Source organism: Lacunisphaera limnophila, from assembly GCF_001746835.1.
GTDB lineage: Bacteria > Verrucomicrobiota > Verrucomicrobiia > Opitutales > Opitutaceae > Lacunisphaera > Lacunisphaera limnophila.
In genome coordinates, this window is sequence record NZ_CP016094.1 from 1,005,304 (window position 1) to 1,019,925 (window position 14,622).

Here is a 14,622-nt window from a genome sequence, read left to right on the forward strand (position 1 = left end):
AAGCTGGGGGTGACACGCGCGCCCCCGAAAAACCCCGGCCGGCCCCTCAGCCGAAGCGGAGGGGATCGATGCCGAGGGCCTTGGCCGCGCGGGCTTTATCCCCCTGGCAGGCGTTCAGCACCCGGGCGATGTACTGCTTTTCCTGACCGGCGAGGTAATCGGCCAGGCTGGGCCACTGTTTCATGTCCTGGACCCGCAACGGCAGCTGGGCGGAGGTGATCACCCGGGTTTCCGTCGTGGTGATCAGCTGCGAGATGACCTGGGTGAACTCGTCGAGGTTGCCCGGCCAGTGGTAGGCCCGCAGGGTGGCGAGGGCATCCTCGGTGAACTCCACCTGGCGGGCGTCGAACTGGGGATTGGAGATCTTGGCCGCGACGCTCTTCAGCAGGGCGGGGATGTCCTCGGTGCGCTCGCGGAGGGAAGGCATTTCGACCGGGAGGGCGGCCACGCGGTAAAATAGCTCCTCGTTGAAGCCGCCCGACTCGGCCAGCTTCTCGAGGTCCTCCTCGGTGGCGCAGACCAGCCGGAAGGCGTGGGCGTTGTTGCGCAGGACAGAGATGAACTCGGCCTGGGCCTCCGGGGGCAGGCATTGCAGGTGGGTGAGAAACAGCGTGCCGCCGCGGGCCTGCTGGACCCAGGTGCCGCCGGCGCCGTTCTCGCCCAACAGGCCGGTGCGCATGCTGGCAGCAGAGCTCAGCCGGCAGTCGATCCGCACGAGCGGCGCCTCGGCGGCGTACTGCGCGGCGTGGAGGAGCTCGGCGGCGATCTCGTGGCCGGTGCCGGTCTCGCCGGAGACCAGGATCGGGGTGTGGGCGGTGGCGAGCTTCTTGAGCTGGGTGATCAGGCGCTTGATCTTGGGGCTGCCGCCGACGAGCCGGGCCTCGAAGTCACCGGTCTTGACCGCCGGGGTCGCGCCCAGGCTGTCGCGCTCGGTGATAATGCGTTTGAACTCCAGGCTGCGTTTGAGCGCCTGCATGAGCTCGTCGACCTTGAAGGGCTTCTGGAGATAGTCGAAGGCGCCGTACTTGAGGGCCTGGATCGCGCTCTCGGTGCTGGCGTAGGCGGTCATGATCACGACCACGGCGCCGGGGTCGTAGATCTTCAGCTGTTTCAGCAGCGTGATGCCGTCCATCGGCTTCATGTCGATGTCGCAGAGCACCAGGTCGTATTTCTCGGCCTTGTAGCGGACGAGGGCTTTCTCGCCGTCGGTGGCAAAGGCGGTCTTGTGGCCCGTCGGCTGGATGACGGCCTCCAGCATCTCGTGGATCGAGATCAGGTCATCAACTATGAGGATGGAGGCCATGAATAAGCAGGGCGGCACGTTGCCGGCCGGATGGCCGGCAGGCAAGTGACATCAGCGGGAGGCGGGGGATTATTGCAGGCCGCCGGCGACCGCACCGAGCTGGAAGATCGGCAGGAACATCGCCATGACGATGCCGCCGACCACGACGCCGAGGAACACGATGAGCAGGGGCTCGATCAGCGAGGTGAGGGCGGCGACGGTGGCGTCGATCTCGGTGTCGTAGAAATCGGCGATCTTGTTCATCATGCCGTCGACATTGCCGGTGGTCTCACCGGCCTTCACCATGTGCTTCATCATCGGCGGGAAAAAGGCGTTGGCGGCCATGACGTCGGAGACCTGGCCACCCTGGCTGACGTGCTTGGCGATCTCGCTGCAGGCGTCCTCAACCTGGACCTTGCCGCTGGCGGAGGAGACGATCTCGAGGGTGCGCAGGATCGGCACGCCGGACCGCATCAGGGTGGCGTAGGTGCGGCAGAAGCGGGAGAGGGCGATCTTGTGCACAAGGTTGCCGAAGATTGGCGCGCGCACGAGGAACTGGTCCTTTTGGCGGCGGCCGTTGGGGGTGGAGACATATTTGCCGACCGAGAAATAGATGCCGTAGGCGCCGAGACCGAGCGCCCACCACCAGGCCTTCATGAAGTCGGAGAGGTCGATCAGCATCTGGGTCGGGGCGGGCAGCTTGGCGCCGAAGTCGGCGAACATGGCCGCGAACACAGGGATGACGAAGATGAGCAGCACGTTGACCAGGGCGACGGCCAGGCCGATGACCGCGATCGGGTAGGTCATGGCGGACTTGACCTTCTTGGTCAGCTTGACCGTGGACTCGAAATACCCGGCGACCTTGCCCAGGATCTCGGCCAGGCCGCCGGACGCTTCACCGGCCTCGACCATCGAGATGAACAGGTTGGGGAAGGCCTTGGGGAATTTCTTCACGGCGCCGGAGAACGAGGTGCCGGTGGAGATGTCGTTGCGCACATCGCGGATGACGATCCGGAAAACCTGATCCTCGGTCTGGTCCTGCAGGGCCTCGAGACAGGAGACGAGGGGCAGACCGGCCTGGAGGAGGGAGGCGAGCTGGCTGGTAAAGATGGAAAGCTCGGCCAGGTCGAGCTTGTAGGTCTTGGCTTTCTTCTCGAGCGCCTTCTGTTTGGCCAGTGCTTGCGCGGCCCGGACGTTCGATTGGGATTTAGCCGTGTTTGCAGGTGTCGCCATGTTGCGCGGACGTAAAGGCATTCGGCGGAAACCGGCAATCCCATTATGGGCACCCCCTGCACGTCCCCGACCGAACAAAAGCTTGAACGGGCCCGGGCCCGGGCCAGCCTTTCGCCGGACTTTGCGGCTATAGTTTAATGGTAAAACCTCTGCCTTCCAAGCAGGTGTCGTCGGTTCGATTCCGACTAGCCGCTCCACCCTGCTGAAGGTGCCCGCCCCTCGCCCCGGCGCGCGGCAGGTTTTATCCCGGATTTACCAGCGCGGCTTTCCTCGCCGGCCCGAAGTCCACCCCCGTGGTCCCCGCCCCCGGGGGATGACAAGCCCGACCTAAAAATCAGATCGGCCAAAGACCTGGATTCGGGGCCGGCGGGCAATTCTCCCAACCTCTGTCCTAACCTGCAAACGGCGGTGATTGTCCGTTGCCTGATGGCGGGCGCGCTGGTACTTCAGCCCTAACGCCGTAAGCCATGCGGGCCCCTCCTCCCTTCCTCTTCGCCTGCGCCTGCCTGACCCTGGGTTGGGGTCCGGCCTCCGGTTCATGGCTGGACCCGACCGTGGGCATGCCATGGCTGGAACAACATTCCGCCCGCAGCATGGGCACGGATGCCTCGGCCCTGTGCATCGCCGAGGACCCCTTGGGCCGGCTGCTGGTCGGCTCCATCGGGCTGCACGTGCATGATGGCTCGGCCTGGCAGACCCATCCTGCCGGCAACGATGCGGTGGTGCGTGTTTTCAAATTTGGCCGCGACGGCCGGATCTGGGTCGGCGCCATCAATGAGCTCGGTTATTTCACCGAGCCGACCGTCGGCCATTTCCAGTACCACTCCCTGCTCGACCAGCTCCCGGAAAATGAGCGGCAGATCGGGGACCTCTGGGGCCTGGGCCTCGTCGGCTCGCAGGTGTATTTCATCGGCCGGAACAAACTCTACCGCTGGGACGGCACCGCGTTCCACATTTCAGCCTTTCCCGGGACCAGCCGGCTTTTCCCCCTGCAACGGGGGCAGGAGGCATGGCTCCATCATCGCGAATCCGGCCTCTACCGGCTCACGGAGTCGGGCCCGCAGCTGGAATACGACCGCGCCCGCCTGCCCGACTCCGGCATCCTCGGCCTGTATGACTCCCCCCAGGGCCTGGTGCTGGTGAGCAGCGCTGGATTCTACCTCGCGCAGGAGGGGTCTCGCCGCATTTTCTCGGACGAAGCCAACCGCTTCGTGATGGACAATCGTCTGGCCGGCTACGCGCTGCTCCCGGATGGCCGGCATGTCATCAGCACGGTCAATGGGGGATTGATGATCCTCTCCGCCGAAGGCCGGATCCAGCGGACCCTCGACCACCGGGACCATCCTGCCATCGGCGTGGTCCTGTCAATGTGGGTGCGGCCTGACGGTTTGCTGTGGTGTGCCAGCCAGGATGGGGTGTTCCGGCTGGATCCCTCGGGGCAGGTCACCGTGTTTCACGCGCGCAACGGCCTGGAGGGCGGGATCCTGGACTTGGATCAGCACGCGGACCAGTTCTACGTTATCACGACCGCCGGCACGCATCGCCTCACGCCGGGCGGTGTGCTCCCGGCCCGGTTTGTCCGGGAGCCCCGGCTCACCAAGACCTATACCACCCTCCGGATCCACGGCGACGGCCTCCTGCTGGGCCGGCATGGCGGGATCGATTTTTTCTCCGGCCCCACAATCCGACCGCTCTATCCCCTCGAAGCCAAGGGTGTCTACCACATCATGCCGTCCCGCCAGCCCCGCGGCAGCTACGTGCTCTCGGAGGGGGACGCCCTGGTCCGGCTGCACCCCGGGGACGACGGTACTTTCACCCGAAGCCCGTTTGGGACCATTCCCGATTTTGCCAAGGCCCTGATCGAAGACACCCGCGGCCAGATCTGGACCAGCACCGTGGGACTTGGGGCCCTCGTCACGAATCCGGCAACCGGCCAGACCACGCCGGTCATCGACCCCGACACCGGGCAGTCGCTGCGGGGCCAGATCAGCATCAGCGCCAACGACTCGGATTTGCTGGTGTTCACCTCCGGCCGCGTCCTGCGGGCCGAGGCCGACGGGACCAATTTGCGCAGCCTCCTCGCCCTGCCCGACATCGCGCCCACCACCTCGCTGAGCCTGGAAGGGCAGCGCACCGCCCTCGTCGCGTTCCGGCGCCCGGGCGTGTCGAGTGCCACCTCGTGGAGCCAGGGACTCGCCCGGCTGACCCTCGACGAGGCCGGTCGCGCCACCTGGGAGGAATTGGATGTGCCCGCCTTGGAATCCATCGGCGGGGGCCGGGCCCTGATGGTGCGCCGGGAAAACGGCCGGCCGATCCTCTGGGTGGGCGGCAGTGGAGGCCTGCTGCGCCTCGACTATGACGCTGTCCGCCCCCAGCAAGCACCCCCCGTGCCCAGCATCCGGCTCGACGACCGGGCCTCCGGCGCACCGGCCGGGGACCGCGTGAACGAATTCCCCTTTCACGGGCACCAGCTGAATTTTCGCGTGTTCACCGGCGACCCCGCCCGCAACACGGGGTGGCTGGTGCAGGTCCGCCTGGGCCAGAACGGATCCGAATGGTCCGCGGCCACCACCCGGCGCACCCATGAGTTCTCCCATCTCTCCGAAGGCACCTACCGCTTCGAGGCCCGCACGGTCAACGCCGCCGGCCAGACCAGCGAACCGGCCGGGTTCACATTCCGCATCCTGCCGCCGTGGTATCGCTCCCCCGCCGCCTACGCCGGCTATGCCTTCGCCCTCGCCCTCGCCCTCGCCCTCACGATCCGGTGGCGCGAACGCCGCATCCTCGCCCAGAACGAACGGCTCGAGACACAGGTGCAGGAGCGGACGGCCGCCCTGATGAAAGCCAATGCCACCAAGGACGAGTTTCTCGCCAGCATCAGCCACGAGATCCGCAACCCGATGAACGGCATCATCGGCCTCGCCGACTCCCTGCCCTCCACCCTGCTGGACCCGGTGAGCCAGCACAAGTTCGGCCTGCTGCGCGACTGCGCGGATCATTTGTCCTCGCTGCTGGAGGACCTGCTCGACTTCTCCCGGCTGCAGGCCGGGGGCATCGAGCTGAACATGGCGCCCTTCGATCTGCCCGCACTGGTCGACACGGTCACGGCGCTGACCGCGGGCGACAGTGAGAAGTACCGCATCCCGGTCGAGATGGCGATTTCGCCCGGCGTGCCGCGCCGCCTGCAGGGTGATGCGCGCCGCATCCGGCAGATCCTCGTGAACCTCGTCGGCAACGCCTTGAAATTTTCCGGCCGCGGCAAGGTTGAGGTGACCATCTGGTGCCAGCCGGCCGACGCCGGACGGACGGAGGTCATCTTTGCCGTCGCCGACGAAGGCCCCGGCATCGCGGCGGAGGATCAGAAAAAACTTTTCCAACGCTTCGAGCGGGGCGCGGCGGCCCGGGGTGACCGCGTGCCCGGCACCGGCCTCGGCCTGGCCCTGTGCAAGGGCTACGCGGACAAAATGGGCGGACGGATCTGGGTGGAGAGCGAACCGGGCCGCGGCTCATGCTTCTACTTCAGCGCTCCCTTCGAGCCGGTCGCCGTGGACCGGCCCGTCACCCGGCCCGCGGGCGCACCGGGCCGGCCGGCACTCGTGGTGGATGATCAGGAATACAACCGGATTGTCCTCACCGACCTGCTCGACCGCCTCGGGTTTGAGGCCCGGTCCACCGGTGATGGCAACGAAGCCCTCGCCCTGGCGGATCGCGAGGCGTTCGCCTTGATCTTCCTCGACTACGACCTGCCCGGCCGCAGCGGGCCCGAGGTGGCCCGCGGCATCCGGGCCCTGCGGGGCGGCTCGGCCCGCGCCGCGGTGTTCGCCACCACGGCCTTCAACACCCACGAGAAACAGCGGCAGTGCCTGGACGCCGGCATGGATTTTTTCCTCAGCAAACCCGTGACCTTGGAACGGCTGCGCCGGACCCTCACCCTGGCCGGGCTCATCGCGGAGCCACCCCCGCCGCCCGGCACGCCCCCGCCGGCGGACGGTCTCGGCAACCTCCGCCTGCTGGCGGCCAAAAAACAGGTCGCCTTCGGGGAGGAGCTCGCGCGGTACCTGGCGGAGTTGCAGGCCGAGGTCGCGAACCTCACGGACGCCGTGCAGCGGGAACACGCCCGGGATGCCGCCCACCATGCCCATCTGCTGTGCGGCCGATGCAGCTTCATCCATGAGCACCGGCTGGAGCAGGCCATGCGCCGGATCGAGCAGACCGCCACGAAGGAACGGTGGCCCGAGGCGGCCCGGCTATGCGCGGAACTGCCCGTGCTCGTCAGCGAGCTGCACCTTCGTCTGGCTTTCGCCGGCCTAGCTGCTCGGCCCGCGTGAGGCCGTTCACGATCGCGTAATGGATCAGCTTGGGCGTGGAATGGATGTCGAGCTTGCGCATGATGTCGCGCCGGCGCGACTGCCCCGTGGCCGGGCTGATGTTCAGGGCCGCGGCGATCTCCTCGTCGGTTTTCGACTCGCCGATCATCGCGAGGATGCGCGTCTCGTAATCCGACAGCACGCGGATGAAGGATTTCGGGTCGCGACGGATGGCCGCGCTCGATTGGTTCACGATCTGCGTGTAATAGACCCGGCCGGCGAGCACCGCATGGACGGCATCGGACACCACGTCCGGCCGCTGGTCACTCTTGTCCACAAAACCATGGATGCCGATGCGCTGCACCTGCAGCATCGTCCACGGGTCATGGTGCGAGGAAATGGCGAGGACCTTCACGCGCGGCTGCTCGTCGATCACGAGCCGGGCGAGGTCGAGTCCGTCCCCGTCGGGCAGCGAGAGATCGAGCAGCACCAGGTCGGGCTTGTGCCGGCGGATGACCTCAAGCCCCGCCTGGTAGCCGGCCACCGGCGGCAGGACATCCAGCCGCAGGTCGCGACAATGAAACTGCAGAAATTCCGCGAACATGCGCTGGTCCTCGACGATCACCGCGCGACCGATGAATCCACCGGCGCGGCCTTCCCTGACGGGTGTTGTGTCGGATGCTTTCACGTGTTTGGTCATGCGCCGGCCGGCACGATTTTCTGAAAATCACGCCGGCCTCCGCGTGAACATAATTCTTTTTTCCCTCTCAGAAGTCGAGCTTCCCCTGCCCCGTAGCGATTTCCGTGCCCGTCATATCATGGAAGTTTTGCGCCGACGCCCGGGAGACATTTTTGACGCGGGTTTGATCAATGGTCCGCGCGGACAAGGCACGTTGGTCGCGGTGGACGAGCACGCCCTCACGCTGTCGTTCGTCTGGGGAAAACCACCCAGACCGTTGTCACCAATCCGACTACTTGTGGGCCTGCCGCGACCCCAGACCGCACGGGACATCCTCCGCGAAGGTGCCAGTCTGGGCGTCGCGGCCATGGATTTTGTGCGGCTGGAGCGGGGCGAATCCAGTTACGCGCAGAGCACGCTCTGGACGTCACGAGAATGGGAAACGCTGCTCGTGACCGGCGCTGCGCAGGCCTTCTGCACCCGCCTGCCCGAGGTGCGCCACGGCCACACGCTGGCCGAGGCCGTCGCCACGCTGCCCGGTGGGGTCACCCGAATCGTCCTCGACAACTATGAAGCGACCGAGGCTTTGGGAAATATTCCCTTTCCAACCGGGACAGAAGTCGTGCTCGCGCTCGGCGCGGAGCGCGGCTGGACGCCCGCGGAGCGCACGTGGTTGCGACAAAACGGTTTTCAGTTCGCGCATCTGGGCGAACGGGTCCTGCGCCTCGAGACGGCCTGCATCGCGGCCGTGGCCGTGCTCAAGGCAAGGCTCGGTTGGCCCTGAAGATCGCCACGGTGGGCTGGCGGGCACCCTTGCCCAGCCGCTTCACGCAGGTCCAACCCGCGGGAGCCAGCGCCAGTTCGCCGGGCATTTCAAAAATCACCAAGGGGTCCGCCTGCCGGGCCAGCAACTCGTCGAGCCGCGCAAAGAGTTTGGGTCCGACCGCGGCGATCAGGTCGTAAGGTGGATCAATGAACACCAGATCCGGTGGTTCGCCGGGTTGCACCAGGGTGGCATCGGCCGTCACGACCTGCAGACCGTCGGTCGTCCGCCCGAGACTCTTGCACACGGCGGCGAGGTTCTGCCGGATGAAACCGGCCGTGCGGGCATCCTTTTCCACAAAGATCCCGCCGGCGGCACCGCGGCTCAAGGCCTCCAGCCCGTAAGCCCCGCTGCCGGCAAACAAGTCGAGGAAACGCGCCCCCTCGACCCGAGCCGCCAGGCTCGAGAACACCGCCTGCCGCATCGCATCCGTCGCCGGCCGCACCGCATCACCCTTGGGCAGGGTGAGCGGAATGCCGCGGGCTAGTCCTCCGGTGATGCGCATGGATCTGATTCAGGCTAAAGGGGATGAATTCAGGCGAAAGCCTGATTTTCGTGGAACACTTTCCCGCCAAAGCGGTTGAAACATAGCATTTGCGCCCTTCCCGCGTGAGGTATTCTCTTTCGGGCGGTGGAAAGTCATCCTGACCTGACTGACTTTCGACCACGCAAAGGCAATGCCTTACCCAGTCCACCAAGCATGTTTTCCCGTCATCTGATCCGGTTGGCTTCCGCCAGCCTGCTGCTCGCCTTCGTCCCCGCCCGCGGTGACGAGTCGAACCTGTGGCCGTTCTTCGTTCGGCACACCGATCCCACCACGGGCACCGCCACGGCGGAAGGTCTCGGTCCCCTGTTGTTCGCCCGCGCCCGCCCGGGGGAGGAGCAGCAGGGCCTGCGTCCGGTGTACATGACCACGCGCACGGCGGAGGTCACCGAGGGCAATATTCTCTACCCGTTCTTCACCTGGCGGCAGCAGGCGGACTATCGCACGTTCAGCTTCTTCCAGCTGGTGAACACGCGCGCCGACACCACGGACGCGGCGCACCCGGATCATCGTTTCGACGTGTGGCCGTTTTATTTCTCGCGTCAGACCGACGATCCCGCCCTGAACTACCGCGCGCTCTTCCCTCTGGTCGGCGAAATCCGGCAGCGCTTCGGGCGGGACCGCCTCTCGTTCGTCGTCTTCCCGCTCTACCTGCAAACCGAGAAGGGCGGCCGGCAGGTCACCCATGCGCCGTGGCCCTTCCTGCGGTTCATCGCCGGCGACGGGCACACGGGTTTCGGGTTCTGGCCGCTCTACGGCCAGAGCGCGCGCGCCGGCGACTACGAACACCGCTTCTGGCTCTGGCCGCTGGGCTTCAAGTCGGTCACGAACCTCGCCGATCCCGAGCCCGAGGTGAAGCTGGGCCTCCTGCCCTTCTATTCCCGCGACACCGGACCGGGCTATATCCGCGAGAACTACGCCTGGCCCTTCTTCGGCTACACGCACCGCACCGCGCCCTACCGCTACGACGAGCGCCGCTACTTGTGGCCCCTCCTCGTGCAGGGACGTGGCGACGACCGCGTGGTCAACCGCTGGGCGCCGCTCTACACGCACTCCGTGATCAAGGGCACCGACAAGACCTGGCTCCTCTGGCCGCTCTATCGCCACCAGCGCTGGGACGCCGATGGCGTGGCGCAGGAGAAAAACCAGGTGCTCTTCTTCCTCTGGTGGTCGCTCGAACAAAGGAGCCTCGCCCACCCGGCCGCCGCCCCCGCCCACAAGACCCACCTCTGGCCGCTCTTCAGCTCATGGGACAACGGCGCCGGACAGCGACAGGTGCAGGCGCTCAGCCCCCTCGAGGTCTTCTTCCCCGGCAACCCCACCGTGCGCCAGCTTTGGACGCCCCTTTTTGCGCTTTACCGGTACGACCGGAAATCCGCCGACACCGTGCGCCACGCCCTGCTGTGGAACGCCGTCACCTGGCAGCGCACCGCCACCACCCGCGAGTTCCACCTCGGGCCGCTGGCGAGCGTGCAGACCGATACCCGCCAGCAGCGCCTCGCCCTCGGCTCCGGCCTGATCGGCCTCCGGCGCAAGCCGGGCGAGCGCACCTGGCGCCTCTTCCTGTTCGATTTTCCCACCGCCGCCGCTAGCAAGGCTGACCAAGCCACGACACCATGAGCCTACCGACCACCCTCCTCGAACACCTCGGGGGCACCCTGCTCCTGCTGGGACGTTCGCTAAAACACCTCGGCACCCTGCCCCGCCAACACCGGCGCTTCATCGAGCAGTGTTATGTCATCGGCTACACCTCCCTGCCCATCGTCACCATCCTCAGTTTCTTCATCGGCAGCGTGCTGGCGCTCCAGAGCGGCTACAGCATGGAGAACTTCGGCGCCAAGCAATTCATCGGCACCCTGGTCGGCCTCACCATGGCGCGCGAGATGGGCCCGGTCATGGTCGCGATCCTCATCGCCGGACGCGTCGGCTCCGCCATCACCGCCGAACTGGCCTCGATGAAAGTCTACCAGGAGATCGATGCGCTCACCACGATGAACATCCCGCCCGAGCGCATGCTGGTCCTGCCCCGCCTCGCCGCCATCGTCGTCATGATGCCCGTGCTCACCATCATCGCCAACCTCTGCGGCTGGTACGGCGGCGCACTTGTCTGCGAATACACCCACTTCATCTCCGTGGACTCCGAGGCCTACTTCACCGCGCTGAAGGCCTACATGAAGCCCTCCGACATCATGGATGGCCTGATCAAGGCCGAGGTCTTCGGCTTCGTGATCGTACTCGTGTGCTGCTACATCGGTCTCAACACCCGCGGCGGCCCGCGCGAGATCGGCGCCTCCGTCACCAAGGCTGTCGTCGCCTCCCTCATCCTCATCCTGGTGCTCGACTACTTCGTCACCAAAGCCCTCCTCTTCTCATGAGCGACGCCCACACCGCCTCCCCTTTTCTCGGCAAGACCTTCGGCGTGACCGTCAGCGGGCTCACCAAGCAGTTCGGCACCACCACCGTGCTCCACGACGTCAGCCTCGACATCAAGGCCGGCGAGATCTTCTGCATCATGGGGCCCAGCGGCTCCGGCAAAACCGTCATCCTGAAACACATCGCCGGCCTTGAGCGTGCCACCCGGGGCGGGGTCACGATCGGCGAGTTCGACGCCGCCGACCCCGAGACGCGCAACAAGGTCCACCTCGCCCTCGTCTTCCAGGCCGGCGCGCTCTTCAACTCGCTCTCGGTCTACGACAACCTCGCCCTGTACCCACGCGAGCACCGGCAGTGCAACGAGGCCGGCATCCGCGAGCGGGTCATGCACGCCCTCTCCATCCTCTCGCTCGAGAAGGCGGCCAACAAGTTCCCGTCCGACCTCTCCGGCGGCATGAAGAAACGCGTGGCCATCGCCCGCGCCCTCGTGATGGAGCCCCAGCTGCTCCTCTACGACGAGCCCACCTCCGAACTCGACCCGGTGATGTCCGCCACCCTCACCGAGATCATCGCCACGCTGCGCGAACAAACCGCCGTCACCAGCATCGTGGTCACCCACGACCGCGATCTGGCATTCAACATCGCCGACCGCATCGCCTTTGTGATGGACGGCCGCATCCGTGGGGTCGGCACGCCCGCCGACTTCAAGAACCCCACCGACCCCGTCATCGCCAACTTTCTCAACCCGGTCATCGACCTCAAGAATCCCCGCTTCAAACAACTGGAGTAATCGCCATGAACAACACGTCCCAAACCATCCGCGTCGGCCTCTTCTTCCTGCTGGGGCTGGCGCTCGCCTGGATCACCTTCGAGTCGCTCAATGGCGGCCGCCTCTTCAAACAGGAGGGCTACAGCCTGGTGGCCGGCTTCGCCAACCTCAAGGGCCTCAAGACCGGCGACGAGATCCGCATGGCCGGCGTCAAGGTCGGCGCCGTCAAGCTCACCCGCCTGGCGGGCAATCGCGTCGAGGCCGTCCTCTCCATCGAACCCGGCGTCAACATCCCGACCGACGCCGTCGCGAGCGTCGAGCAGTCCAGCCTCCTCGGCAGCAACTACCTCGGCGTCACCTTCGGCACGCCCGGCAGTCCCCTGCTCAAGGACGGGGACGAGATCCAGACCAAGGCCACCGTGGACATGAGTGAGGTCATCAGCCAGCTCGGCAACCTCGGCTCGAAGCTCGAGCAGGTCATCGGCGAGATCGGCAAATCCATGGGCACGGGCGGGGAGAACGGCAGCATCTTCGAGCGCGTGGACAAGCTCGTCACCGAGAACGGCCCGAAGCTCACCGAGACCATCGCCAACCTCCAGGACATCACCGCCAAGATCAAGGGCGGCGAGGGCACGTTCGGCAAACTCGTGAACGACTCCAAGCTCCACGACGAGCTGCTCGCCGGCGTGAGCGAGATCAAGCTCGCCGCCGCCGACGCCCGCACGTTCATGGGTGATGCCAAGAACATCGTCGCCGACGTGAAGACCGGCAAGGGCGCCCTCGGCGTCCTGCTCTACGACGAGCCGACCGCGGCCAGCCTGAAGGTCTCCGTGAACAACCTGAAGGAGGTTTCCGAGAAGCTGAACAGCGGCCAGGGCACCCTCGGCAAGCTGATCTCCGACGACAGCCTCTATCTCAGCGTGCAATCCACGATGAAGAAGGCCGACCGCATGATCGACGGGCTTGGCGACCAGGGGCCGATCACCGCCGTCGGCGTGGCCGCGCAGTCGCTCTTTTGATCGGGGCCGGCCGCGGCGGCCCCGCCGCCGCGGCTCAACCCTCGGGGTAGGCGGAAAGAAATCCGTCCAAGCCGGCGACCACCACTTTGCCGCCGACGAGCACCGGGCCGCCGGCATAGCCGGAAAACCGGCCGGCCGGGGCCTTCGGCAGGATGAGCCGCCACCGGATCGCCCCGGTCGCGCGGTCCAGTTTCACCAGGCCCGCCTCATGATCGATCATCGTGCCCGCCAGATTTTGATTCACCGTGCCGGCAAAGACATGCCGCTCCGTCACGAGCGGTGAACCCCAGCTCATCCCGTGCACCACCGTGCTCCAGCGGGACTGGCCGGTGACGGGATCGATGGCGCTGACCCGCGCAAAATCGGAGCCCCCGAGGTAGAGCAGGCCGTCCCGCAGCACCGGCGTGGATTCAATCCACGAGAACCAGGCTGAGAATCGCCAGGCCGGACGGCCATCCCGGTGAAAGGCGTGCAACTGATAATCGCGGCTGCCGGCCACGATGCGATCCGCCACGACCAGCGGCGTGGTGACCACGCCACCCCCGGTGTGCAGGCGGAGCAACTCCCGGCGCGTCCGGAGATCGAGCTGCACGATGGACCCGTCCATGGTGCCATACAACAGCGTGTCCGCGTCCACCAGCCCGGCGCCGGAATACACGGGAGCCCCGGCCTCGTGCCGCCAGCGCACGGTGCCGGTGTCCGGGTTGACGGCGTAGAACCCGCCGTCACTTGAACCCACGTAGAGGGTGCCGTCGTGCAGCAACGGCGTAGCCGCCCGGTGATTGAAGGTGGGGTTGGCCGGGGCGGAGCCCCCGGCGAGAAATTCGTTGTGCAGGGGCAGCCGCCAGCGCAGGGCCCCGGTCATCCGGTCCAGCGCGACGAGATGGAAGCTGGTGTCGAGAAAGTACACGGAGGTGTCATCCAGCGTCGCGCGCCCGTCAATCGGCGTGCGGCCGCGCCAGACCCAGGCGGCGATGCCGTCGGCCGTCCGCACGGCGTGAAAACGCCCGTCACCGCCCCCCACATACACCACGCCGTCGGCGGCGACCGGTGGCGCCCAGGTGCCCACCCCCAGCCGGTAGCGCCAGAGGGCCGCCGGCGCCGGGGGGTGCACCGCCCGCGGTGGGCGCGGCGGGAAGTCGCCGCCCCGGGTCAGCGCCAGCGGCAGTTCCGCGGCCGTGAATGTCCCCGTCAGACGGTCCTCCTCCAGCCGGAACCGCGTATCAAAGAAAGGAGTCGTGTACCGACCCGTCCCGTCCGCCTTCACGGGCGCGCCCACCTCGACCCCGTGCAGAAACATCGCCGGGAAGTGAAACCGAAACGTGAGACCACCCTGACCGTCCGACCTAAACTCGAAGCCGATCTCCGCCTGCTCACCCTGCGGCGAACCCACCGTCCCGGTCCACCGGCCCAAGATCGGATCGGCCGCCGGAGCGGGCTGGGCGGGGAGCGCGAGGGCGGTGAGGCCGGCCAGGGCCAGGATCAACCAAGGGATGCGAGTCAGCATGGGCAAGGGGCGCGGGTGCATGATCAGCTAACCCACCAAAGCGGCGCACGGCACACGCAATGTGTGTCACATTCCTCCGGAACGGG

General features: G+C 66.6%; 11 protein-coding genes and 1 tRNA gene. 7 read left to right on the plus strand and 5 right to left on the minus strand.

The window, feature by feature from the left end; all coding sequences use genetic code 11:
- Positions 1-46: 46 nt before the first annotated feature.
- Both Verru16B_RS04105 and Verru16B_RS04110 read right to left on the minus strand, forming a co-directional pair.
- Complete coding sequence (locus Verru16B_RS04105; protein ID WP_069961098.1) at positions 47-1,303, minus strand: sigma-54-dependent transcriptional regulator; 1,257 nt, start codon at positions 1,301-1,303, stop codon at positions 47-49.
- A gap of 69 nt (positions 1,304-1,372) precedes the next feature.
- The gene (locus Verru16B_RS04110; protein ID WP_169829273.1) at positions 1,373-2,515 is read right to left on the minus strand and encodes a type II secretion system F family protein; all 1,143 of its coding nucleotides are present in this window, start codon (positions 2,513-2,515) and stop codon (positions 1,373-1,375) included.
- 123 nt (positions 2,516-2,638) lie between these two features.
- On the opposite strand from Verru16B_RS04110, the gene Verru16B_RS04115 reads away from it, so the two are divergent.
- A tRNA-Gly gene (locus Verru16B_RS04115) sits at positions 2,639-2,712 on the plus strand.
- 270 nt (positions 2,713-2,982) lie between these two features.
- A complete protein-coding gene (locus Verru16B_RS04120) occupies positions 2,983-6,843 on the plus strand; it encodes an ATP-binding protein (RefSeq protein WP_069961100.1) in 3,861 nt (1,286 codons plus the stop codon).
- Here the strand turns inward: Verru16B_RS04120 and Verru16B_RS04125 are convergent.
- A complete protein-coding gene (locus Verru16B_RS04125; protein ID WP_083270088.1) occupies positions 6,788-7,522 on the minus strand; it encodes a response regulator transcription factor in 735 nt (244 codons plus the stop codon). The two genes, Verru16B_RS04120 and Verru16B_RS04125, sit on opposite strands and share 56 nt — an antisense overlap.
- Before the next feature lie 43 nt (positions 7,523-7,565).
- On the opposite strand from Verru16B_RS04125, the gene Verru16B_RS04130 reads away from it, so the two are divergent.
- Positions 7,566-8,285 (plus strand): RsmE family RNA methyltransferase, encoded by a 720-nt coding sequence (locus tag Verru16B_RS04130; protein WP_237023463.1) that lies wholly within the window; start codon positions 7,566-7,568, stop codon positions 8,283-8,285.
- On the opposite strand, the gene Verru16B_RS04135 is transcribed toward Verru16B_RS04130, so the two are convergent.
- A complete protein-coding gene (locus Verru16B_RS04135) occupies positions 8,260-8,829 on the minus strand; it encodes an RsmD family RNA methyltransferase (protein ID WP_069961101.1) in 570 nt (189 codons plus the stop codon). The two genes, Verru16B_RS04130 and Verru16B_RS04135, sit on opposite strands and share 26 nt — an antisense overlap.
- 195 nt (positions 8,830-9,024) lie before the next feature.
- Between Verru16B_RS04135 and Verru16B_RS04140 the strand changes: the two genes are divergently transcribed.
- From Verru16B_RS04140 to Verru16B_RS04155, 4 genes are read left to right on the plus strand one after another with little or no spacing between them, the layout of a single operon-like run.
- Positions 9,025-10,488: a hypothetical protein gene (locus Verru16B_RS04140; RefSeq protein WP_069961102.1), complete on the plus strand. Its 1,464-nt coding sequence runs from the start codon at positions 9,025-9,027 to the stop codon at positions 10,486-10,488.
- Entirely contained in the window at positions 10,485-11,243 is a 759-nt protein-coding gene (locus tag Verru16B_RS04145; RefSeq protein ID WP_069961103.1) for an MlaE family ABC transporter permease, read from the plus strand. Before Verru16B_RS04140 ends, Verru16B_RS04145 begins: the two co-directional genes overlap by 4 nt.
- Positions 11,240-12,031 (plus strand): ABC transporter ATP-binding protein, encoded by a 792-nt coding sequence (locus Verru16B_RS04150; protein ID WP_069961104.1) that lies wholly within the window; start codon positions 11,240-11,242, stop codon positions 12,029-12,031. The genes Verru16B_RS04145 and Verru16B_RS04150 overlap by 4 nt, the downstream gene beginning before the upstream one ends.
- A gap of 5 nt (positions 12,032-12,036) precedes the next feature.
- Positions 12,037-13,029, plus strand: a complete 993-nt coding sequence (locus Verru16B_RS04155; protein ID WP_069961105.1) for an MlaD family protein — start codon at positions 12,037-12,039, stop codon at positions 13,027-13,029.
- Between the two features lie 34 nt (positions 13,030-13,063).
- Here Verru16B_RS04155 and Verru16B_RS04160 read toward each other — a convergent pair whose 3' ends face one another.
- Positions 13,064-14,536, minus strand: coding sequence for an outer membrane protein assembly factor BamB family protein (locus Verru16B_RS04160; protein ID WP_157772196.1), 1,473 nt, complete (start codon positions 14,534-14,536; stop codon positions 13,064-13,066).
- Between the last annotated feature and the right edge of the window lie 86 nt (positions 14,537-14,622).

Excerpts from the sequence above, each read along its gene's own strand:
- Verru16B_RS04135 (WP_069961101.1), bottom strand. The coding sequence starts at position 8,829 with ATGCGCATCACCGGAGGACTAGCCCGCGGCATTCCGCTCACCCTGCCC.
- Verru16B_RS04145 (WP_069961103.1), top strand. The coding sequence starts at position 10,485 with ATGAGCCTACCGACCACCCTCCTCGAACACCTCGGGGGCACCCTGCTC.
- Verru16B_RS04105 (WP_069961098.1), bottom strand. The coding sequence starts at position 1,303 with ATGGCCTCCATCCTCATAGTTGATGACCTGATCTCGATCCACGAGATG.
- Verru16B_RS04140 (WP_069961102.1), top strand. The coding sequence starts at position 9,025 with ATGTTTTCCCGTCATCTGATCCGGTTGGCTTCCGCCAGCCTGCTGCTC.
- Verru16B_RS04160 (WP_157772196.1), bottom strand. The coding sequence starts at position 14,536 with ATGCTGACTCGCATCCCTTGGTTGATCCTGGCCCTGGCCGGCCTCACC.
- Verru16B_RS04150 (WP_069961104.1), top strand. The coding sequence starts at position 11,240 with ATGAGCGACGCCCACACCGCCTCCCCTTTTCTCGGCAAGACCTTCGGC.
- Verru16B_RS04110 (WP_169829273.1), bottom strand. The coding sequence starts at position 2,515 with ATGGCGACACCTGCAAACACGGCTAAATCCCAATCGAACGTCCGGGCC.
- Verru16B_RS04155 (WP_069961105.1), top strand. The coding sequence starts at position 12,037 with ATGAACAACACGTCCCAAACCATCCGCGTCGGCCTCTTCTTCCTGCTG.
- Verru16B_RS04120 (WP_069961100.1), top strand. The coding sequence starts at position 2,983 with ATGCGGGCCCCTCCTCCCTTCCTCTTCGCCTGCGCCTGCCTGACCCTG.
- Verru16B_RS04125 (WP_083270088.1), bottom strand. The coding sequence starts at position 7,522 with ATGACCAAACACGTGAAAGCATCCGACACAACACCCGTCAGGGAAGGC.